This window comes from Synechococcus sp. CBW1002, from assembly GCF_015840915.1.
Taxonomy (GTDB): Bacteria; Cyanobacteriota; Cyanobacteriia; order PCC-6307; family Cyanobiaceae; genus CBW1002.
Map to the genome: position 1 here is coordinate 2,242,511 of NZ_CP060398.1, position 20,102 is coordinate 2,262,612.

General features: G+C 68.9%; 16 protein-coding genes and 1 tRNA gene. 10 read left to right on the top strand and 7 right to left on the bottom strand.

Translation table 11 applies throughout. The annotated features are described in order from the left end of the window. Positions 1–132: 132 nt before the first annotated feature. The 7 genes from hypB to hypE all read left to right on the top strand — a co-directional run bounded on the left by hypB (position 133) and on the right by hypE (position 10,771). A complete protein-coding gene (gene hypB / locus H8F24_RS10950) occupies positions 133–903 on the top strand; it encodes a hydrogenase nickel incorporation protein HypB (protein WP_197153907.1) in 771 nt (256 codons plus the stop codon). Beyond that, on the top strand, positions 887–3,601 hold the full coding sequence (locus tag H8F24_RS10955) for a carbamoyltransferase HypF (RefSeq protein ID WP_197169682.1): 2,715 nt from the start codon (positions 887–889) through the stop codon (positions 3,599–3,601). Before hypB ends, H8F24_RS10955 begins: the two co-directional genes overlap by 17 nt. Then, positions 3,579–3,764, top strand: coding sequence for a HypC/HybG/HupF family hydrogenase formation chaperone (locus tag H8F24_RS10960; protein ID WP_370594744.1), 186 nt, complete (start codon positions 3,579–3,581; stop codon positions 3,762–3,764). The genes H8F24_RS10955 and H8F24_RS10960 overlap by 23 nt, the downstream gene beginning before the upstream one ends. Beyond that, complete coding sequence (gene nifJ / locus H8F24_RS10965) at positions 3,761–7,561, top strand: pyruvate:ferredoxin (flavodoxin) oxidoreductase (RefSeq protein WP_197169684.1); 3,801 nt, start codon at positions 3,761–3,763, stop codon at positions 7,559–7,561. The genes H8F24_RS10960 and nifJ overlap by 4 nt, the downstream gene beginning before the upstream one ends. Then, positions 7,558–8,589, top strand: a complete 1,032-nt coding sequence (locus tag H8F24_RS10970; protein WP_197169685.1) for a dihydroorotate dehydrogenase-like protein — start codon at positions 7,558–7,560, stop codon at positions 8,587–8,589. Before nifJ ends, H8F24_RS10970 begins: the two co-directional genes overlap by 4 nt. A gap of 77 nt (positions 8,590–8,666) precedes the next feature. Beyond that, positions 8,667–9,764 carry a hydrogenase formation protein HypD gene (hypD, locus tag H8F24_RS10975; RefSeq protein ID WP_370594825.1) on the top strand — a complete coding sequence of 366 codons (1,098 nt, stop codon included), beginning with the start codon at positions 8,667–8,669 and terminating at the stop codon, positions 9,762–9,764. Between the two features lie 5 nt (positions 9,765–9,769). Beyond that, positions 9,770–10,771, top strand: a complete 1,002-nt coding sequence (gene hypE / locus H8F24_RS10980) for a hydrogenase expression/formation protein HypE (RefSeq protein WP_197169687.1) — start codon at positions 9,770–9,772, stop codon at positions 10,769–10,771. 118 nt (positions 10,772–10,889) lie between these two features. Here the strand turns inward: hypE and H8F24_RS10985 are convergent. After that, a tRNA-Val gene (locus H8F24_RS10985) sits at positions 10,890–10,961 on the bottom strand. A 165-nt stretch (positions 10,962–11,126) separates the two neighbouring features. Between H8F24_RS10985 and H8F24_RS10990 the strand changes: the two genes are divergently transcribed. Then, entirely contained in the window at positions 11,127–12,653 is a 1,527-nt protein-coding gene (locus tag H8F24_RS10990) for an FAD-dependent oxidoreductase (protein ID WP_231597753.1), read from the top strand. A 4-nt stretch (positions 12,654–12,657) separates the two neighbouring features. On the opposite strand, the gene cobM is transcribed toward H8F24_RS10990, so the two are convergent. Genes cobM through petC form a run of 4 tightly spaced genes read right to left on the bottom strand, consistent with a single transcriptional unit; the run spans position 12,658 to position 15,792 of the window. Next, entirely contained in the window at positions 12,658–13,422 is a 765-nt protein-coding gene (gene cobM, locus H8F24_RS10995; RefSeq protein WP_197153913.1) for a precorrin-4 C(11)-methyltransferase, read from the bottom strand. Further along, the gene (lgt, locus tag H8F24_RS11000; protein WP_197159134.1) at positions 13,419–14,267 is read right to left on the bottom strand and encodes a prolipoprotein diacylglyceryl transferase; all 849 of its coding nucleotides are present in this window, start codon (positions 14,265–14,267) and stop codon (positions 13,419–13,421) included. Before lgt ends, cobM begins: the two co-directional genes overlap by 4 nt. Positions 14,268–14,278: 11 nt before the next feature. Then, a complete protein-coding gene (petA, locus tag H8F24_RS11005; protein ID WP_197153914.1) occupies positions 14,279–15,211 on the bottom strand; it encodes a cytochrome f in 933 nt (310 codons plus the stop codon). A 44-nt stretch (positions 15,212–15,255) separates the two neighbouring features. Then, complete coding sequence (petC, locus tag H8F24_RS11010) at positions 15,256–15,792, bottom strand: cytochrome b6-f complex iron-sulfur subunit (protein ID WP_197153915.1); 537 nt, start codon at positions 15,790–15,792, stop codon at positions 15,256–15,258. A 133-nt stretch (positions 15,793–15,925) separates the two neighbouring features. Here petC and H8F24_RS11015 point away from each other — a divergent pair, with 133 nt between their 5' ends. After that, positions 15,926–16,273 (top strand): DUF3067 family protein, encoded by a 348-nt coding sequence (locus tag H8F24_RS11015; RefSeq protein ID WP_231597754.1) that lies wholly within the window; start codon positions 15,926–15,928, stop codon positions 16,271–16,273. 78 nt (positions 16,274–16,351) lie between these two features. Here the strand turns inward: H8F24_RS11015 and tatC are convergent, their stop codons facing one another. Then, positions 16,352–17,134 carry a twin-arginine translocase subunit TatC gene (tatC, locus tag H8F24_RS11020; RefSeq protein ID WP_231598273.1) on the bottom strand — a complete coding sequence of 261 codons (783 nt, stop codon included), beginning with the start codon at positions 17,132–17,134 and terminating at the stop codon, positions 16,352–16,354. A 116-nt stretch (positions 17,135–17,250) separates the two neighbouring features. Next, positions 17,251–19,119: an NFACT family protein gene (locus H8F24_RS11025; RefSeq protein ID WP_197153917.1), complete on the bottom strand. Its 1,869-nt coding sequence runs from the start codon at positions 19,117–19,119 to the stop codon at positions 17,251–17,253. A 61-nt stretch (positions 19,120–19,180) separates the two neighbouring features. Between H8F24_RS11025 and gmk the strand changes: the two genes are divergently transcribed. Continuing rightward, the gene (gmk, locus tag H8F24_RS11030; RefSeq protein WP_197169688.1) at positions 19,181–19,759 is read left to right on the top strand and encodes a guanylate kinase; all 579 of its coding nucleotides are present in this window, start codon (positions 19,181–19,183) and stop codon (positions 19,757–19,759) included. Positions 19,760–20,102: the final 343 nt, after the last annotated feature.

A 20,102-nucleotide genomic window follows, 5' to 3' on the forward strand; every position in this document is an offset into this window, starting at 1 on the left:
CAACATCCAGCTGGTCGCGGCTGGTCAATGGTGTCGAAGCTGTCGCCGAGACGCCTCCCTCCACGATGAGATGGGCTGTCGTTCCCTTCCATCCTGCCTAGCTTCCGGTGATGGAGTGCGGAGTCTTGAGTCATGTGCCTTGACTGTCATTGCAACCAGATCGGCACCGGCACCCAGGCGCTGATTGCTCCTTCGGTGGTCACCCTGCCGCTAACTGCTCGGCTGCTGGGCCGTAACGATGCCCAGGCCTCTGCCAACCGCAAATGGTTCGCTCAAGCCGGTGTGCGGGCGGTGAACCTGCTGTCTTCCCCTGGCGCCGGCAAGACGGCCCTGCTCGAGCGGCTCGGTCGTGACTGGGGCAGCGCCGTGCCCATGGCCGTGGTGGTGGGCGATCTCGCTACCGACAACGACGCCACGCGCCTCCGTGCCGTCGGCCTCGACGCCGTGCAGATCACCACCGGGCAGGCCTGTCATCTCGACGCCTCCATGGTGCACCGCGCCCTCCATGGCCTGGCGCTGGAGACGCTTGAGCTGCTGCTGATCGAGAATGTCGGCAATCTGGTCTGCCCCGCCGCCTACGACCTGGGCGAGCAGCTAAGGGTGGTGCTGGTCTCGGTGACCGAGGGGGAGGACAAGCCGCTCAAGTACCCCGCCACCTTCGTGGCTGCCGATCTGGTGCTGATCAGCAAGATCGATCTGGCGGAAGCAGTGGGGGTGAACCTGCCGTTGCTGCATCGCCACATCCGCCAGGTGGCACCGGCGGCAACCGTGCTCGAGGTCTCGGCGCGGACGGGCGCCGGAGTCGACGCTCTGCTGGCCGCCCTGCGCGGTTCTTCTGTGCCATGGGGCGCTGACCTGTCTGCCGGCACGGCCCCAGCCCGGCTCCATGGCGCCCGCCCCTGAGGCCACGCTCACCCTCCACTGCCACGGGGTGGTGCAGGGGGTGGGCTTCCGGCCCTGCGTGCACCGCCTCGCCACCGCCCTGGATCTCTGTGGCGTGGTGGACAACCACAGCGGCGCGGTGGTGGTGCAGCTCAGTGGCTGTCGCTCGGCGCTGGAGCGCTTTCTGGAAATCTTGCCCAGGGAGTTACCCGCGCCGGCTCGCCTGGAGTCGCTTCAACCCCACTGGGGCCCGCCCCCCGCACCAGGCTGCGACCCCAGGGGAATCCGGCTCGGGCATCAGCCGCCGCACTGGCTGAAGGAGAGCCTGTTCGCGCCGGCCCTGGCCGCCGACCAGGCCCCCTGTCGCGCCTGCCTGGCGGAGCTGAACGAACCCGCCAACCGCCGCCACGGCTATCCCTTCATCAGCTGCAGCGCCTGCGGGCCGCGCTACAGCATCGCCACCGCCGAGCCCTACGCCCGTGCCCACACCACCCTGGCCGGCTTTCCGCTCTGCCAGGCGTGCCAGCGGGAGTTTGACGACCCCAGCGACCGCCGCTTCCATGCCGAAACGACCGGCTGCCCGACCTGCGGGCCCCGGCTGGCCTTCTGGCCTGCCGATGGCAGCCAACCCACGGAGGATTCAGGTCGTGGATGTCAGGGAACCAGCGGTGCGATCGCCGCTGCCGTGGCGGTGCTGCGCCGCGGCGGCATCCTGGCCCTGCAAGGGGTGGGGGGCTTCCAGTTGCTGGTGGACGCCACTGATCCAGCGGCGCTGCAGCGGCTGCGGCAACGCAAACAGCGGCCCCATAAGCCCTTTGCCCTGCTGGTGGACTCCGCCAGCTGGATCGAGCCCCTGGTTCAGCTGACACCAGCGGAGCGGGCGGTGCTGGAGAGTGCGGCGGCCCCGATCGTCTTGCTGCGGCGCCACGGGGGCCGCCGGGCCCACGCCAGTGGCCGCCAGGAACCAGCGCTGCCCGAGGCGGTGGCGCCGGGCAGTCCGTGCCTGGGGGTGATGCTGCCGGCTTCACCGCTGCACCACCTGCTTGCCGCGGCCTTCGGTAAACCCTTGGTGGCCACCAGCGGCAACCGCAGTGGCGAGCCACTCTGTATCGCGCCTCCTGAGGCGGTGGACCGGCTGGCCGGCATCGCCGATGCCTTCCTGGTGCACAACCGGCCGATCGTCCGGCCCCTGGACGATTCGGTGCTGCAGCTGATCGAGGGCCGACCGGTGCTGCTGCGTCGCGGCCGTGGCTACGCCCCCGAAGCCCTGCCGATCACGGCAACGCCACCCATGGCCATAGGGGAGGTGCGGTTGGCCCTGGGCGGCGATCTCAAATGTGCGCCGGCCCTCGCCAGGGACGGGCAGGTGTGGCTGGCACCCCATCTGGGCGATCTCGACAATCCTCGCCAGAGCCGGCGTCTGCGGCAGGCGGCGGCGGAGATGGTGAGCGTCCGGCCGGCGTCGAAGGGGCCGCCGCTCACGCTCCTCTGCGACAGCCATCCGGATTACCGCAGCCACCAGATCGCCGCTGATCTGGTGGCTACGGCCTCACCGGACCAGGGCTTGGCAGAGAGCGTGCGGCTGTGCCCGGTGCCGCACCATCTGGCCCATGGCCTGGCGGTGGTGGCCGAACACGGCCTGGCGGCCTGCCTGGAGCAGGCGCCGCTGCTGCTGCTGGTCTGCGACGGCCTCGGCCTCGGGGTTGGATCAGGCTCCGAGCCCGCATCCGGCAGTGCGCCTGCAGCGCCCCTCTGGGGCTGCGAACTGCTGCTGCTCGAAGCCGGTGGACCTGCGATCGATCCGGCCGCAAAGCCTGGGCTGCATCCTGCAGGGAAACCGGCCCGGAATCCAGCGGAACCGCTGCTGCGCTGGCGGCGACTGGCCAGCCTGCGGCCGTTCCCCCTGCCCGGTGGAGATCGGGCCAGCGCCGAGCCGCGCCGGGCGGCACTTGGCCTGCTGGCCGCAGCGGGTCCGGCCGCGTTGGCGCACAGCGGCGGCGCGGCCTGCCGGGCGGCCTTCACGGCGGCGGACTGGCACCTGTTGGTGCAGGCGATCGCCGGCGGCTGCAACAGCCCGCGCTGCTCCAGCCTCGGCCGCCTCTTCGATGCGGTGGCCTCCCTGCTCGACCTCTGCCAGGTGCTCAGCTACGAGGGGCAGGGCGGCCTGCAGCTGCAGGGCCGGGCCTCGGAACTACGGGAGGAAGACCCCGGCGCCGTACAGCCGGCCTATCCCCTGCCGCTGCGACCGGCCCCGCAGGCGGCGGGCCTGCCGCTCGGCTGGCTCGACTGGCAGCCGCTGCTCGAGGCCCTGCTGAAGGAGCTGCCGCTCCAGGCCTGCCCTGGGGCAGGCGCCGTCCAGGCCGCCCGATTCCATCGGGCCGTGATCGCGGGGTTGGTGGCGATGGCGGAGGCGGCCGCACCCGGCTGGGGCTGCCAGCGGGTCGTGCTGGCGGGTGGATGCTTCCAGAACCGCCTGCTGCTGGAGGGCTGCCGCACCGGCCTACGGGCCGCAGGCCTGGAACCCTTCAGCCCTGAATCCGTGCCCTGCAACGACGGCGGCCTTGCCCTGGGGCAGCTCTGGGCCCTTTCCAGCGCCATGGCTACAACGGAATCGAAGCCGACCCACCGCGTGCAGCACGCCCATGTGCCTGGCCCTGCCTGGTCGCATCCTCTCGATCACCCACCGGCCGCCTGCGGTGGAGCCGGCGGCGCCCCCTGATCTCTCCGGCGGCGGCGATCCGCTCTGGCGGGTGGCGGAGGTGGATTTCGGCGGGGTGCGTCAGGCCGTGAGCCTGGCCTGCCTGCCCCAGGCCCGGGTCGGCGATCAGGTGCTGGTGCATGTGGGGCTGGCCCTGAGCATCGTTGCGGAGGACGAGCCATGACCCAGACCCCAGTCGCCACCAGGATCACGGTGGATGGCAACGAGGCGGTGGCACGGGTGGCCTACCGGCTCAACGAGGTGATCGCCATTTATCCGATCACGCCGGCCTCACCGATGGGCGAATGGGCCGACACCTGGGCGAATGAGGAGCGTCCCAACCTCTGGGGGGCGGTGCCCACGGTGGTGGAGCTGCAGAGCGAGGCGGGAGCGGCCGGGGCGGTGCATGGGGCCCTGCAGGCCGGCGCGCTCACCACCACGTTCACGGCGTCGCAGGGGCTGTTGCTGATGATCCCCAACCTCTACAAGCTGGCGGGGGAGCTGACGCCGGTGGTGCTGCACGTTGCCGCCCGCTCCCTGGCGGCGCAGGGCCTGTCGATCTTCGGCGACCACAGCGATGTGATGGCCACCCGCGGCAGCGGCTGCGCCATCCTCTGCTCCGCCTCGGTGCAGGAAGCCGGCGACTTCGCCGCCATCGCCGCCCGCGCCAGCCTGCGCAGCCGCCTGCCGTTCCTGCATGTGTTCGACGGCTTCCGCACCTCCCATGAGATTCAGAAGATCGCCCCGATCGACGATGCCCTGCTGCGGCAGCTGATTCCCGACGACGCCATCGCCGAGCACCGGGCCCGGGCCCTCAGCCCCGACCATCCGGTGATCCGCGGCACCAGCCAGAACCCGGACGTGTATTTCCAGGCACGCGAATCGGTGAACCGCTTCTACGACGCCGCCCCGCAGCTGGTGGCCGAGGCGATGGACCGGTTCGCGGCCCTCACTGGACGCCGGTATGCGCCCTTTGAGTATGTGGGGCCTGCCGATGCGAAGCGCGTCCTGGTGCTGATGGGATCGGGCTGCGAAACGGCCCACGAAACGCTGGAGTGGCTCAACCGCTCAGACCCTGCGGCCGGCGGGGTGGGGCTGGTCAAGGTGCGCCTGTTCCGACCCTTCGCGGCGGACACCTTCGTGGCCGCGCTGCCGGCCACGGTGAAGGCCGTGGCGGTGCTGGATCGCTGCAAGGATCCGGGCGCCAGCGGCGAGCCGCTCTACCTCGATGTGCTGGCCGCCCTGGCCGAAGCCTGGCCACTGCTCCATCCCGATCGGCCGGCGCCACGGGTGCTGGGCGGCCGCTACGGGCTCTCCTCCAAGGAGTTCACCCCAGCGATGGTGAAGGCCGTGGTTGACCATCTGGCCCTGTTGCTGCCAGGAGGCACAGGGCTGGCGACCACTCCAGGCGTCTCTGCGGCCGGGGGAGCGGCTGCGCCGACCGTTGATCCAACGACCGTTGATCGAACCGCAGCTGTCCTGAACCATTTCACGGTGGGCATCACCGATGACCTGACCCACCGCTCCCTGCCGATCGATCCGGAGTTCGTCTGCGAAGGCACCAGCGACAGGGCCAGCAGCGAGACAGCTGATCGCGGCACAGCGAGCCGGGAGGTGCGGGCCGTGTTCTACGGCCTCGGCTCCGATGGAACGGTGGGCGCCAACAAGAGCACGATCAAGATCATCGGCGAGAGCACCGATCTCTTCGCCCAGGGCTATTTCGTCTACGACTCCAAGAAATCCGGCTCCGTCACGGTCTCGCACCTGCGCTTCGGGCCGCGGCCGATCCGCTCCACCTACCTGATCCAGCGCCCCACCCTGGTGGCCTGTCACCAATGGGATTTCGTCGGTCGCTTCGCCCTGCTGGAGGGCATCGAGGCTGGCGGCACCGTCCTGCTGAACAGTCCATTCGATCCGCAGGAGACCTGGCGGCGCCTGCCGGACTCCCTGCGGCGGCCGATCCGGCGGCAGGGGTTGCGGGTCTGGGTGATCGCAGCCGATCGGGTGGCGCAGGAGGCGGGCATGGGCGGCCACATCAACACCGTGATGCAGGCCTGCTTCTTCGCCCTGAGCGGAGTGCTGCCCAGGGAGGCCGCGATCGAACGGATCCGCACCGCCATCCACAAGTCCTATGGCCGCAAGGGGGAGGCGGTGGTGGCCATGAACCTGCGCGCCCTGGACGCGGCGCTCGATCACCTGCTGCCGCTCGACTGGCAAGGCTTTGACGCCGAAGCCAGTGATGCGCAACTCGACGCCGCCCTAGCCGTCGGGGCGGCGGGCCAGGCCATGGCGGACACCCCGTCCCTGGTGGAGCGCCTGACAGCAGCACCCGCGTTCGTGCGGCAGGTGATCGCGCCGATGCTGGAGCGCCAGGGGGACACCCTGCCCGTGAGCGCCCTCCCCTGCGACGGCACCTGGCCCGTGGGCACGGCCCGCTGGGAGAAGCGCAACATCGCCGCCGAGGTGCCGGTCTGGGAGAGCGATCTCTGTGTGCAGTGCGGCAAGTGCGTGATGGTGTGTCCCCATGCGGTGATCCGCGCCAAGGTGGTGGTGCCCGAGGCCCTGGCCGCGGCTCCGGCAGGCTTCCGCCAGGCCCCGGCCCGCGACCATGCCTTCGCTGAGCAGGCCTTCACGATCCAGGTGGGCGCGGAAGACTGCACCGGCTGCGCCCTCTGCGTGGCGGTGTGCCCGGCTCGCGACCGCAGCGAGCCCAGGCGCAAGGCGATCAACATGGCGCCGCAGCGGCCCCTGCGGCAGCAGGCGCGCCAGCACTGGGACTTCTTCCTCTCCCTGCCCGAGGTGCCGCGGCAGGGGCTCAACCTCCACAAGATCGGCCAGCAGCAGCTGCAGCAGCCCCTGTTCGAATTCTCCGGGGCCTGCGCCGGCTGCGGCGAGACCCCCTACCTCAAGCTCGCCACCCAGCTGTTCGGCGATCGCATGGTGGTGGCCAACGCCACGGGCTGCTCCTCGATCTATGGCGGCAACCTGCCCACGACCCCCTGGAGCGCCAATGCCGCCGGGCGTGGTCCGGCCTGGAGCAACTCCCTGTTCGAAGACAACGCAGAATTCGGCTTCGGCATGCGGGTGGCGATCGACCAGCAACGCCGCATGGCCCTGGACCTCCTGGAGGGGCAGGTGCCGCCAGCGCTGGCCGAATCCCTGCGCGAGGCCGACCAGAGCGATGAGGCCGGCATCGAGGCCCAGCGCCAACGGGTGCAGGAGTTGCGGCGCCATCTGCAGCACCGCCTCGAGCGCCTCCCCGGTGAGGAGCGCGCCCGTCGCCTGCTCGATCTGGCCGATGCCCTGGTGAAGCGCAGCGTCTGGCTGGTGGGGGGCGACGGCTGGGCCTACGACATCGGCTTCGGCGGTCTGGATCACGTGCTGGCCAGCGGCCGCGACGTGAACGTGCTCGTGCTGGACACGGAGGTGTACTCGAACACCGGTGGACAGATGTCGAAGGCCACCCCCACCGGTGCCGTGGCCAAGTTCGCCGCCGGTGGCAAGGCCTCCCCCAAGAAGGATCTGGGCTTGATGGCGATGACCTACGGCAACGTCTACGTGGCCAGCGTGGCGATGGGGGCCCGCGATGAGCACACGATCCGGGCCTTCCTCGAGGCCGAGAGCTATCCCGGTCCCTCACTGCTGATCGCCTATTCCCACTGCATCGCCCACGGCATCGACATGGCCCAGGGCATGGCGCACCAGCGGGCCTTGGTGGAGGCGGGGCGCTGGCTGCTCTACCGCTACGACCCCCGCCGCAGCGAGCGGGGTGAGACGCCCCTTCAGCTCGACAGCCCCAGCCCCCGGCGGCCCCTGGCTGAGGTGATGGCCTCGGAAAACCGCTTCCGCATGCTCAGCTACAGCCAGCCGGAGCGGGCACGGCAACTGGCACGGCAGGCCCAGGCCCATGTCGATCAGCGCTGGGCGCTCTATCGAAGCCTGGCCGGCGTGGCCACAACTGAGCCGGAGGTGCAGCCATGAGCCCCGACCTGTCCACCACCTATCTCGGCCTGGAGCTGCGCAGCCCCCTGGTGGTGGGGGCGGCCCGCCCCCTCAGCGAGGATCCGGACGTGTTGCTGGCCCTGGAACGGGCCGGAGCCGGCGCGATCGTGTTGCACTCCCTCTTCCAGGAGGAGATCGAACAGCAGCAGCTCGATCTGCACCGCCACCTGCTGCTGGGCAGCGACAGCTACGGCGAAGCACTGAGCTATGTGCCGGAAGTGGCGATCAGCCATGACGGTGATGCTCTCTATCTGCGTCATCTCGACTGGGCCCGTCAGCATCTGTCGATTCCGGTGATCGCCAGCCTCAATGGCACCCACCCCGGCCGCTGGGTGGAGACTGCCCGGCGGATGGAGGCGGCGGGGGCGGCGGCGATCGAGCTGAACATCTATGCACTGCCCACCGATCCGCTCCTCTCCAGCGCCGCCATCGAAGCCGAAGTGGAGGAAATCGTGCGGGAAGTGCGCGCCGAGGTGGGCCTGCCGCTGGCCGTGAAGCTGAGCCCCTTCTTCACCAATCTGGCCGCGATGGTGCGGCGCCTGCGCGAGGCCGGCGCCGATGGCCTGGTGCTGTTCAACCGCTTCTATCAGCCCGACATCGACATCGAGACCCTGGAGGTGCGCCCCAACCTGCTGCTCTCCACCCCCCACGATCTCCGCCTGCCGATGCGCTGGATCGCCCTGCTGCACGGCCATGAACCGCTCGATCTGGCCGGCAGCGGCGGGGTACACCGCGGCACCGATGCGGTGCGCCTGCTGATGGCGGGCGCCTGCGTCACCCAGGTGGTGGGGGCGCTGCTGCGCCATGGCCCCCAGCGCCTGTCCGGGTTGGAGGAGGAGCTGCGCCAGTGGCTGGCGGAGCACGACCATGGCTCCGTGCGCGAGCTGATCGGTTGCATGAGCCAGAGCCGTTGCCCCAACCCCAGCGAATTCGAGCGAGCTCACTACATGCTGGCGGTGCAGACCTTCCGCCCGGCCGCGGCCGCTGCGGCACCGGGGCCCTGGTGAGCACGACCGTTCCGGCAGCCGACAGGCGGTACGCCCGTTCTGCAGACGGCCACCACCGCGCCCGCTCCGCGGCTGCGGTGGAGCGCCTGGCCGCGCAACTGGCGGCCACAGCGACCCGGCCCTGGACCCTGATGGAAGTGTGCGGCGGCCAGACCCACGCCATCGTGCGCTGGGGCCTGGATCAGTTGCTGCCCGAAGGGATCCGCCTGATCCACGGTCCGGGCTGCCCGGTCTGTGTCACCCCCGCGGCCACCCTGGATGCGGCCCTGGATCTGGCGCGCCAGCCGGAGGTGATCCTCTGCTCCTACGGAGACATGCTGCGCGTTCCCGGCAGCCGCAGTGGTGATGATCTGCTGGGTGTGCGGGCCGCCGGCGGTGACGTGCGCCTGCTCACCAGCCCCCTGCAGGCCATCGCTCTGGCCCAGTCCCATCCCGATCGACTGGTGGTGTTTCTGGCGGTGGGGTTCGAGACCACCGCCCCGGCCACGGCCCTGCTGGCGCGCCAGGCCACGGCCCTGAAGCTGGCCAATCTGGCCCTGCTGCCGGCCCATGTGCGTGTGGTTCCGGCCATGGAGGCGATCCTGAACGGCCCCGACAACCAGGTGCAGGGCTTTCTGGCGGCGGGCCACGTGGGGGCGGTGATGGGCACGGCGGAGCTGCAGGGGCTGGTGCAGCGACAGGGAGTGTCGGTGGTGATCAGCGGTTTTGAACCCGTAGAGCTGATGGCCGGCATCCTGCGCTGCGTCCAGCTGCTGGAGGCCGGCGAGAGCGCCGTGGCCAACGCCTACGGGCGAGTGGTGCTGGAGGGGGGCAATCCCGAGGCCCAGCAGCTGATCGAGGCGGTGTTTGAGGTGGTGGATCAGCCCTGGCGCGGCCTGGGGGTGATCCCGGCCGGCGGACTGGCCCTGCGCCCGGCCTATGCCGCCCTGGAGGTGGGCCATCACCGGCCGCAGCTGCTCGAGCAGCCCCAGCCTTCGGCGGCGCAGCAGCCGCAGGAGTCGCAGGAGCCGCAGCACCCACCGGTCTGCATCGCCGGCCAGATCCTGCGCGGGGTGCGGCGCCCCTGCGACTGCCCTGCCTTCGGCAGCAGCTGCACCCCGGAACATCCCCTGGGTGCCCCGATGGTGTCGAGTGAAGGGGCCTGCGCCGCCTACCACCGCTACCGCCCCAACTGAGCCGGATGGAGGAGAACGCCCGGATCCGGCTGGCCCATGGGGGTGGCGGCACCCTGATGCAGCAGCTGATCGACCAGGAGCTGCGGCGCCTCTACGCTGATCCGCAGCAGCTGCTGCACGACGCCGCCAGCCTGACCCTTCCCCCGGGGCAGCTCGCCTTCACCACCGACAGCTACGTGGTGCAGCCGCTGGAGTTTCCCGGCGGCGACATCGGCTCCCTGGCGATCACCGGCACCGCCAACGACCTCGCCATGGCGGGGGCCCGTCCGCTGCACCTGAGCGTGGCGTTGATTCTGGAAGAGGGGCTGCCACTGAGCCTGTTGCGCCGTGTCGTGGGCTCGATGGTGGCCGCCTCCCGCGCCTGCGGCCTCACGATCGTGACCGGCGACACCAAGGTGGTGGAGCGGGGTAAGGCGGACGGCCTGTTCATCAACACCAGCGGCATCGGCGTGGTGGAGGCGCCGCAGGCAATCCATCCCTCCCGGATTGCCGCCGGGGATCAGCTGCTGGTCAGTGGGGATCTGGGCCGGCACGGGGTGGCGATCCTCGCCGCCCGCCATGGGCTGCAGCTCGATCCTCCGGTGCTGAGCGACTGCGCTCCCCTCTGGCCGTTGGTGCAGCAGCTGCTGCAGCGGGGTGTGGGGATCCACTGCCTGCGGGATCTCACCCGCGGTGGTCTGGCCAGCGCCCTGCAGGAGCTGGCGCTGGCGGCCGGGCTGACGCTGCAGATCGAGGAGGAGCGGCTCCCGGTGATCGAGCCGGTGGCCCGCTGCTGCGACCTGCTGGGCTTCGAGCCCCTGCACCTGGCCAATGAGGGACGCTTCCTGGCCGTGGTGCCAGCTGAGCACATGGATCGGGTGGTACCCCTGCTGGAGGCCTGGGGCGGCGGCTGGATCGGCTCGGTACTGCCCGAGCGGGGGGAGGCCCCGGTGCTGCTGCGTACCGCCTACGGCAGCAGCCGCGTGCTCAGACCGCTGAGCGGAGAACTGCTACCCAGAATCTGCTGATCGCCCGGCCGGAGATAGTGCCGCACAATGGCTTGACAAAGTGTCGCCCAATGACATGAAAATCTGCCAGCTGATTCTGAAATCAACCAGCCAAAGGATGCTGAGCGAATCAATAAAATGGGCGATACTGGATTCGAACCAGTGACCCCTTCCGTGTGAAGGAAGTGCGCTACCGCTGTGCTAATCGCCCTTTTTGTCTGGTTCTGAGTCTGAACTCAGGCCAACCGAGTGATGGTCCATCATCCCGGCGGCTGCGGAAACCGCTGCCTTGATCGGAGCTTAAACCATCACCCGTCCTGCCACGGCGGCCGAACAACCCGGCCAGGCTTCGGTTCCGGGCAAGCCCCACCCCTGCGTGGTGATCGGCGACCATGGAGGCCAGGCACTGATCGAACAACCGGCAGCAATGGTGGGAACGGGTCAGCAGGGGGCAGCGCACACGGATGTGCTGATCGTGGGCGGTGGTGTGTGCGGCACGGCGCTGCTGTTCGAGCTGGCCCGCTACACCGATCTCAACCACGTGACCCTGGTGGAGCGCTATGGCCGCCTGGCCCAGGTGAATTCGCGCGCCACCAACAACAGCCAGACCATCCACTGCGGTGACATCGAGACCAACTACACCCTCGAGAAGGCTGTGCGGGTGAAGCGCACGGCCGAGATGATCGTTCACTACGCCGACCTGCTGGATCCGGCCACGCGCGAGCGCTGCGTCTTCCGCACCCCGAAGATGGTGCTTGGCGTGGGGGAGCAGGAATGCTCTTTTCTGAGGGAGCGGTTCGAGCGTTTTGCGCCCCATTTCCCGGCCATGGAATGGCTGGAGAAGGAGCAGATCGCTGAATGGGAGCCCCAGGTGGCCCGGGTGAACGGCCAGCTCAGGCCTGAGCCCCTGGGGGCGATCGGCATTCGCCGCACCTACACGGCGGTGGATTACGAGGCGCTCTCCGAGTCGTTTGTGCAGCAGGCTCAGCAGGCGGTCAGCGGCAGCGACCGCCGCCTCGATCTCCGCCTGGGCACCACGGTGGAGGCGATCGAGCCGGAGGGGGAGGGCTTCCGGGTTCGGCTGCGGGTCACGCCTGGGGCCGGAGCAGCCTCAGCATCGGCACGCCAGGTGGCGGATCCAGAGGTGGTGCAGGAGATCGTGGCCCGGCATGTGGTGGTGAATGCCGGGGCCCACAGCCTGCTGATGGCGCAACGCATGGGCTACGGGCTCGAGTACTCCTGTCTGCCGGTGGCCGGCAGCTTTTACTTCACGCCGGATCTGTTGCGCGGCAAGGTCTACACCGTGCAGAACGACAAACTGCCCTTCGCCGCCATCCACGGCGACCCGGACGTGCGGGCACCCGGCAAGACCCGGTTCGGCCCCACGGCCCTGCTGCTGCCCCTGCTGGAGCGCTACAAGCCCGCCTCCTTCTGGGAGTTCCTGCAGGTGCTGCGGCTCGACTGGGCGGTGCTGGCCGTGTTCTGGCAGCTGCTGAAGATCACCGATATCCGCAACTACATCCTCAAGAACCTGCTCTTCGAAGTGCCCTGGCTGCGGCGGCGCCTGTTCCTGGCCGATGCCCGCAAGATCGTGCCGGGCATGCAGCTGCAGGATCTCAGCTTCGCCGAGGGCTACGGCGGCGTCAGACCCCAGCTGATCAACAAGCAGGAGCGCCGCCTGATGCTCGGTGAGGCGCGGCTCGAACCGATCCCCGGGCTTGTGTTCAACGTGACGCCCTCACCGGGTGGCACCTGCTGCCTCGGCAATGCCGCCATCGACCTCGAAGCGATCGTGGCGCGGCTGGGTTGCGGCTGTGTCCGCAACCAACTGGCCCAGGAGTTGTATGGCGAAGCCACCGCAGGAGTTGCCGAGCTCGCCCCCCAGCAGCCGATCGCCAGCTGACGATTCAGGCGCCGCCGCGGAACAGGTGGTTGTGGCTGGCGGAATAGAGCTTCGAACGCGCTTCGGCCGGTGCCTTGAGGGCCGGACTCACCACATAGAGGGTGGTGCGGATCAGCTCCTTCTCCCGGCTCACGGCCGCCATGCGCTCCAGGGGCACCACCGTGAGCCACTGATCCGGCCAGCTCACCCGATAGCCGATCGCCACGGGGGTGTCGGCCGGATAGTGGCGCAACAGCTCCGCCTGCACCTCCTCCACATGGCGAGCACTCAGATAAAGGCAGAGGGAGGCCCGCAGTGCTGCGAGCCGTTCCAGGCTCTCGCGCTCCGGCACCCCCGTGCGCCCACCGGCGCGGCTGAGCACGATCGTCTGAACCAGGCCCGGAATCGTGAGTTCGCTCTGAAGAGCCGAAGCAGTGGCCTGGTAGGCACTGAGGCCAGGCACCACCTCCACACCGATGTCGGCGTCGGCGAGGCGACAGATCTGTTCGGCCAGGGCCCCATAGAGGCAGGGATCACCATCGTGGAGGCGAACCACCCGTCGGCCCTGGCGGGCTCGATCGAGCACCACCTCCATCACCTCTTCAAGCGTGAGGGTGCTGGTCCGGATCCGTTCGCAGGTCGCGGGGGCCAGGGCCGCGATCTGGGGATTGACCAGGGAATCGGTCCAGACCAGCACGTCGGCCTGCTCGAGCAGCCGGGCCGCCCGCAGGGTGAGCAGATCAGGGGCACCGGGTCCGGCACCGACGATCCACACCGGATGTTCACTCATGGCTGGGACGACACGCCGGAAGGATCGGGCAGGGATCTGTGGCGACCGTAGAGCCACCAGAGGCCGAGGCCGCCCAGAGCGATCAGCAGCAGGCTCATCAGCTGGGCCATGCGCAGACCACCGCTGCAGAAGGGGGGCTGAGAGAACAGGCAGAGCGGATCGAGGCGCAGCCCTTCGATCCAGATGCGGCCGCTGCTGTAGGCCATCAGGTAGATGCAGCTCAGGGCGCCAGCCGGGAGGGCGATGCGACCGCGGCTGCCGCTGCGGAAGAGCAGGAGCAGCAGCGCACAGACCCCCAGATTCCAGATGGATTCATAGAGAAAGGTGGGATGAAAGCCGGTGCGCTCCAGAAATTCCACCGGACGATGGGCCAGGGGGATGTAGAGCTTCCAGGGAAGGTCGGTGGGCAGGCCGAAGGCTTCGGAATTGAAGAAGTTGCCCCAGCGTCCGATCGCCTGGCCCAGGGCCACCGAAGGCACCAGCACATCGAGCAGGCTCCAGAAAGGCAGCGCCCGCCAGCGGCAGAAGAGGATCGTGGTGAGAACACCGCCGATCAGGGCACCGTGGATGGCGATGCCGCCACGCCAGATCGCCAGGGCTTCCAGGGGGTTGTCCTGAAACTGGCGCCACTCCAGGCTCACGTAATAGAGGCGGGCCCCCAGCACCGCCCCGAGCACGAGCAGGGGCAGCAGGTCGGCCACGAGGCTGGGATCAATGCCGCGTCTGCGGGCCAGCCGGCTGGAGAGCAGCAGGCCCACCAGCACCGCCAGGGCGATCAGCAGGCCATACCAGCGCAGCGCAAAAGGGCCCAGCTGGAAGACCAGGGGCCCAGGAGACGTGAACAGGGCAAAGGGCATCAGACGCCTTCGGCGGCCTGCACCTTCTCAATCTGGCGCTTCTTCAGCACCAGCATGATCTGGGCCAGGGCCACTGAGGCGAAGAAGGCGAGCAGGCCATAGATGCGCACGGGATCCTGCAGCACGATCTCGGTATCGATCTGACCGAAGCCGCCCACATTCGGGTCGTTGGAGATCGGGGCACCAGCTTCGACCGCATCACCCACCGCCACGATCAGGCTGGGGCCGGCGGGCACGGTGTCGCTCACGGTGGTGCCATCGGCGGTGGTGATCTCCACCACAGTGCCGCCACCATCGGCCGGGGTGATGGCGCTCACCTGGCCAGCCACGGAGGCCGTATAGACCGTGTTGTTCGACTTCTCACCGGTGGGATAGACCTGGCCGCGACCGCGATTGCCACCCACGTGGATCGAATACTTGCCGAAGTGAATGCTGCTGTCAGCAGCAGGATCGGGCGAGAGGATCGGGAAGACGATCTCCTGATGCTGATCACCAGGCAATGGACCCACCAGCAGGATGTTGGGCTGGTCGTCGCTGTACTGGGTGTAGTAAATGCCGGCCGTTTCTTCCTTCAGTTCCTCGGTCAGACGATCCTGAGGCGCCAGAGTGAAACCATCCGGCAGCATCACCACGGCACCCACGTTGAGCCCGGCGGGGCTGCCATCACCGGAGACCTGCTGCACTGCAGTGTCGTACGGGATCTCGACCACCGCCTTGAAGACGGTGTCCGGCATCACCGCCTGAGGCACCTCAATCCGGGTGGCCTTCTTGGCGAGATGGCAGTTGGCACAGACCAGCTTGCCCGTGGCTTCGCGGGGGCTGGCGTAGTTCTGCTGGGCCCAGAAGGGATAGGCCCAGCTGGGGGCTGCGGCGCTGACGAGCACACCGCAGGCCAGGACAGAGCCGAGCAGAAGAGAAACGAGGCGGCGCATGGGAGAGAGGGCGGCTGGACGGGCGGAGAGGAAAGGGATGCGGCTCAGACCCACCAGGGCTTCTCACCCGTGCGGAAATCGGTGTCGGTCCACTGGCTGAGGAACACGGTGTCGTTCTCGACCGACACGTTCGCCAGGGCCAGGGACAGGGGCGCCGGACCGCGCACCACCTTGCCGGTGGCGTCGTACTGGCTGCCGTGGCAGGGGCACATGAACTTATTGGCGCCGCTGTTCCAGGGCACCACGCAGCCGAGGTGGGTGCAGATCGCGTTGATGCCGTAGCTGCCGATCGCGTCGGCACCTTCAACGATCAGATATGTGGGATCGCCCTTGAGGCCTTGCACCAGGCTTCGATCTCCCTCCTTGTGGGTGTCCAGCCAGCCCGTGGCCGTCACGGTGTTGCCGAGCTCATCCTTGGCCGTGGTGCCGCCACCACTGCCAGCGGCCCGGGGAGGGATGAAATAGTTCACCACCGGATAGAGAGCCCCGAGAGCCACCCCGGTGAGCGAACCGAAGGTGAGCAGGTTCATGAACTGCCGACGACCCATTCCGGGCACATCGCTCGCAGGCATCTGGGTCATGCGGGGCTGACGGTCGTCGGGACCGAGGCAACGTGGCGCCCATTATGAACCTTGCCCAGCCCGGCACGTCCGCCACCGGGGGGGGCAGGCCAGGCTGGCTGCAACATGCTGTCGTGGAGTTCGCGCTGCACCTGTGTCCGAATCCGGCGCCGCCGGCCGCCAAGGCCCCCTCTCCGTTGAGGAAGTGGTGGGGATTCTGCGGCGCCGCTGGCAAGCCTCCTACGACCTCCAACTGGTGCAGCGACGCGGCCGTCTCTACCTGCAGGTGATGTGGGCCTATCTCGAGCAGCAGTCGTTTCCGCTCAGCGCCGAGGAGTATGCCGATCGGATCGAGGAGCTGGTGGGCGCCCTGAACGGCATGGGAGTGGCCGAGCAGGTTCGCAGCTGGCTCAGCAGCACCGGCGATCGCCCCCGCCTCGGCAAGGCGATGCATCTGGCCCTGGAACTCCCGCCCGCACGGGCCAGCGAATTCCTGCTCTGAGCGATGAGCCGTTGCTGCAGCGGCAGCGGCACGTGGCAGCAGTCAGAGGAATCGATCCAGAGGCACTGGCCCGTGGCCTCAGCCAGTTGCAGCCGGAGCGGCAGGCCGCACCCGCTCAGCCAGGGCCACCAGGGCCACACCGACCAGGTAGAGGGCTGTGATCGCGCCGCTGAGCAGCAGCATTGTGAACGGATCCGTGGACGGCGTCAGCACGGCTCCGGCAATGGCCGCGACCAGCAGCACCCAGCGCCAGCCCGCCAGCATCACCTTGGCCCGGATCAGGCCGAGGGCGCCCAGCAGCAGCTGCAGCACCGGCAACTGGAAGGCCAGGGCTGTGGCCACCATCAGCAACAGGACAAAGTCCAGATAGCGCTCGATCGACCAGAGCGGCTCGACCACATCCGCGCCGTAGTTCACCAGGAAGCGCAGTGCGGCTGGCACCAGGGCCCACCAGGCAAAGGCGAGACCGGCGACGAACAAGACCGCCGATCCCGCCACCGCCGGGGCCACCAGTTGCCGTTCCCGCCGGGTCAGGCCAGGCAGCACGAACCCGAGAATCTCGTAGAGCACATAGGGAAGGGCCAGGCTGAGGCCGGCGTAGCCCGCCACCTTCAGGGAGACGAACAGAAACTCTCCCGGCGCCAGCTGCAGGAAGCGGATGCCCTGCGCCGGAACCTCCAGCAACCTGACCAACGGACGCACCACCACCAGGCAGCCCGCCGCCGCAATCGCCACCGCCAGCAGGCTGCGCAGAACGCGGTTGCGCAGCTCGTCGAGATGCTCCATCAGGGTCATCTCCACTTCCCCTGGAAAGGCATCAGCCCCGTCAACAGACCCGGTCTCAGCACCGCTGTCGGCCATCCCCTGATCGGAGAGGGCGCTCGACGCTGCAGGGATGCGAATCGGCGCTGGTGGTCCTGTACCAACGGGTGAACCGGAGGGTGTTTCCGGTGCCGTGGTGGGGGTGTCGGTGTCGCTCATGGTCCAGGCTCCCGAGCCAGGCTAGGGGGATCGGCCGTGGGCTCGCCCTCTGGGGCGTCGCTGTCCGCTGCCCGCTGCGCGAGCCAGGCGGCCGCCCGGGCGGGCTCGCCCCAGAGCAGTGCGCCGCCGCGATGGCGCACCGTCCCCGGTCCAGCCCCGGGGATGCGCTGCAGCTCCTCGGTGGGCACCATCACCACCGGCACGCGGCGGTTGCCGCGGGCGCGGCTGAAATGGGCCGCCAGATCCGCCGCCGCCTGGAGGTCGTCGTCGCCGGCGACCGCCTGGGATGCCTTCAGAACCACGTGGCTGCCGGGACATTCCTGGGCGTGGAACCAGAGATCACCGCGACGCGCCTGGCGCAGGCTGATCCATTCGTTCTGGCGATGGTTGCGGCCCACCTGCACGATCAGGCCGGCCGCCGTGGCGCCCTGCAGGGGCTCTGGGGCCATGGCCCTGGCCATCGCCCGGCGATGGGCGCGCCGCTGGGGCTGCGGCGCCAGGGCTGCGCCCCTGGGACTGTCCGTTCCCTCCGGTCCTCCTGGGCCTTCCCGCAGCTCCTCGGCCAGGGCCTCCAGCTGCTCGACGCCATCGGCCTGATCGAGGAATGTGCGGCTGTGCTCCAGCCAGGCAAGCCGCTGGCGGTGCCGCTCCAGCCGCGGTGTGATTGCCGCCAGCGAGCGCCGCAGCTTGCGGGCCCGCCGGTAGAGCGCCTGGGCCTCGTCGATCTGCTCGCGGGACAGGGCGAACTGACTGAGCAAGGCGTCCGCCTGGCTCTGCAGGGCTTCACTACCGCCAGCCGCCTCCACCAACGCCTCCTGCTGGTGCAGCTGCCGCTGTTCACGCTCGGTTGCGGCCTGCAGCTGCTGGGCGAGCTGGTGCTGCCGACGCTGCAGCTCCCGCGCCGCCAGCAGGGTGCCGTAGTAGCCAGCCAGGGCCGTGTTGATGGGGAGGCTGTCGCCGGCCTGCGCCGGGCCATCCCCAGGCTCCGCCAGAGCGGGATTCTCTCCGGACGGTTCCTGCCCAGCAGGATCTGCCGCAGCCGGATCAACCCGCCAGCAGCGGTAGGCCGTGGGGCCAGCTGTATCGAAACAGAAGCGCTGATCCTTCACCGCCCTCAGCCAGGCGCACCACCGCTGCCACAACCGTGACCAACCGGCCGCATCCAGGGTGTCTACAGACCGTGCCAACCAGGCGGCGCTCTGCTCCGCGGACTCCCCTGCCAGCTGACGGGCCAGGGCCGGGCTGATGCCCTGATAGCTCTCCCGCAGCGCCCGTTCCAGGGGCAGGGGCAGCAGACTCAGGCGCCGCTGCCAGCTCTCGAACGGTTCGGCCGGATCGGGGCGATCGCCGCCCAGGGGCGGCGGCGGCTGGTAGGGATCGCCGTTGCCGATCGGCCGCAGTCGCGACTGTCCCTGCCGCACCTGATGGCCCAGGGCCATCACCCGCTCCTCAGCGTCGAGCAGAAAGATGTTGCTGTGGCGCCCCATCAGTTCCACCACCAGCTGCCGTTGGGGAGGCTCGCCCGGACGGGCCGCGAAACGCAGGTGCACGACGCGCTCCCAGCCGTCCTGTGCCAGCTCCACCAGGGCCAGCCCCTTCAGGCCATGCTGCAGCTGCTGAGCCAGGGTGCTGCCATCACCCTGACGGCGCGGTGCCGGGATCGCCAGCAGCCGAGGGGCTTCCGCCATCCAGCTGATCTCCAGCCAGCGCATGCCGTCGAGGCTGCGCAGCCCCAGTTGCACCGTGTGGGAGGCGCTCTGCTGCGCCTTTTCAAAGCGGCTCGGCACCACAGCAGCCCGCAGCTCCCCCAGCACCGCCCGCAGGCTGGTCACATCCAGAGGCTGGAGGGGTTGGGTTGACACCATCACCGCTGGCAGAGGTTCACAGCCGAGGCTGCTTACTCTGCTGCGCAGCAGTGTCACTTCCATGGCCCGCGCCGCGTCGTCCGCCCGGCTCACCGTGATCACCGGTCCCAGCGGCGTGGGCAAGGGCACACTGGTGAGCCGCCTGCTGCAGCGCCAGCCACGCATCTGGCTGTCGATCTCGGCCACCACACGCCAGCCCCGGGCCGGTGAGGTCGACGGCGTGCACTACTTCTTTCTCAGCCGTGAGGCCTTCGAGGCGCAGGTGGCCGGTGGCGGCTTCCTCGAATGGGCCGAGTTCGCCGGCAACCTTTATGGCACCCCGCGGCAGCCGGTGGAGCAGCATCTCGCCGAAGGACGGCCGGTCCTGCTGGAGATCGAACTGGAAGGGGCCCGGCAAGTGCGTCACTCCTTCCCGGCCGGCCAGCAGCTGTTGATCAAGCCTCCCTCTTTTGAAGAGCTGGAGCGGCGGATTCGCGGACGCGGGACCGACAGCGAATCCGCCATCGCGAAGCGCCTGGAGCGCGCCAGGGTGGAACTGGCCGCCGCCGCCGAGTTCGATGCCTGCCTGGTGAACGGTGATCTTGAGGTGGCGCTGGCGGAATTGGAACAGCTCATGGATCTGGGCACCAGCAAGAGCTGACGTGTACTGAGGCGTGAGCTGATCGGCCCGATGCCCGATCTGTCGGATTGATCCGGTCTGCCTGATCGATCTCCCTGGGTAAAAAAGCATGGTGATCCCAGCATCAACACTGAATCGACTCAGCCGAAACCATGCCATTGATAAGAGCGTTGCTCCCATTATCCGGACCTGATGGCAGCCAGGCAGTATCACAAGCTGCAGGCAAAGAACCTCGCCAGCCCAGCAGGCTCCGGGGCAAGAATGCCGTGCATGACAGCAAAAAAGCGGCCCCAAAAGGGGCCGCCAAGACTAGACAAGTCTGAGCAAAGAATCAGTGATGGCGGTTCAAGGGATATCGATGAAG

Excerpts from the sequence above, each read along its gene's own strand:
- H8F24_RS11025 (WP_197153917.1), bottom strand. The coding sequence starts at position 19,119 with ATGGTGTCAACCCAACCCCTCCAGCCTCTGGATGTGACCAGCCTGCGG.
- nifJ (WP_197169684.1), top strand. The coding sequence starts at position 3,761 with ATGACCCAGACCCCAGTCGCCACCAGGATCACGGTGGATGGCAACGAG.
- H8F24_RS10955 (WP_197169682.1), top strand. The coding sequence starts at position 887 with ATGGCGCCCGCCCCTGAGGCCACGCTCACCCTCCACTGCCACGGGGTG.
- petC (WP_197153915.1), bottom strand. The coding sequence starts at position 15,792 with ATGACCCAGATGCCTGCGAGCGATGTGCCCGGAATGGGTCGTCGGCAG.
- hypB (WP_197153907.1), top strand. The coding sequence starts at position 133 with ATGTGCCTTGACTGTCATTGCAACCAGATCGGCACCGGCACCCAGGCG.
- cobM (WP_197153913.1), bottom strand. The coding sequence starts at position 13,422 with ATGAGTGAACATCCGGTGTGGATCGTCGGTGCCGGACCCGGTGCCCCT.
- H8F24_RS10970 (WP_197169685.1), top strand. The coding sequence starts at position 7,558 with ATGAGCCCCGACCTGTCCACCACCTATCTCGGCCTGGAGCTGCGCAGC.
- hypE (WP_197169687.1), top strand. The coding sequence starts at position 9,770 with ATGGAGGAGAACGCCCGGATCCGGCTGGCCCATGGGGGTGGCGGCACC.
- tatC (WP_231598273.1), bottom strand. The coding sequence starts at position 17,134 with ATGGCCGACAGCGGTGCTGAGACCGGGTCTGTTGACGGGGCTGATGCC.
- petA (WP_197153914.1), bottom strand. The coding sequence starts at position 15,211 with ATGCGCCGCCTCGTTTCTCTTCTGCTCGGCTCTGTCCTGGCCTGCGGT.
- gmk (WP_197169688.1), top strand. The coding sequence starts at position 19,181 with ATGGCCCGCGCCGCGTCGTCCGCCCGGCTCACCGTGATCACCGGTCCC.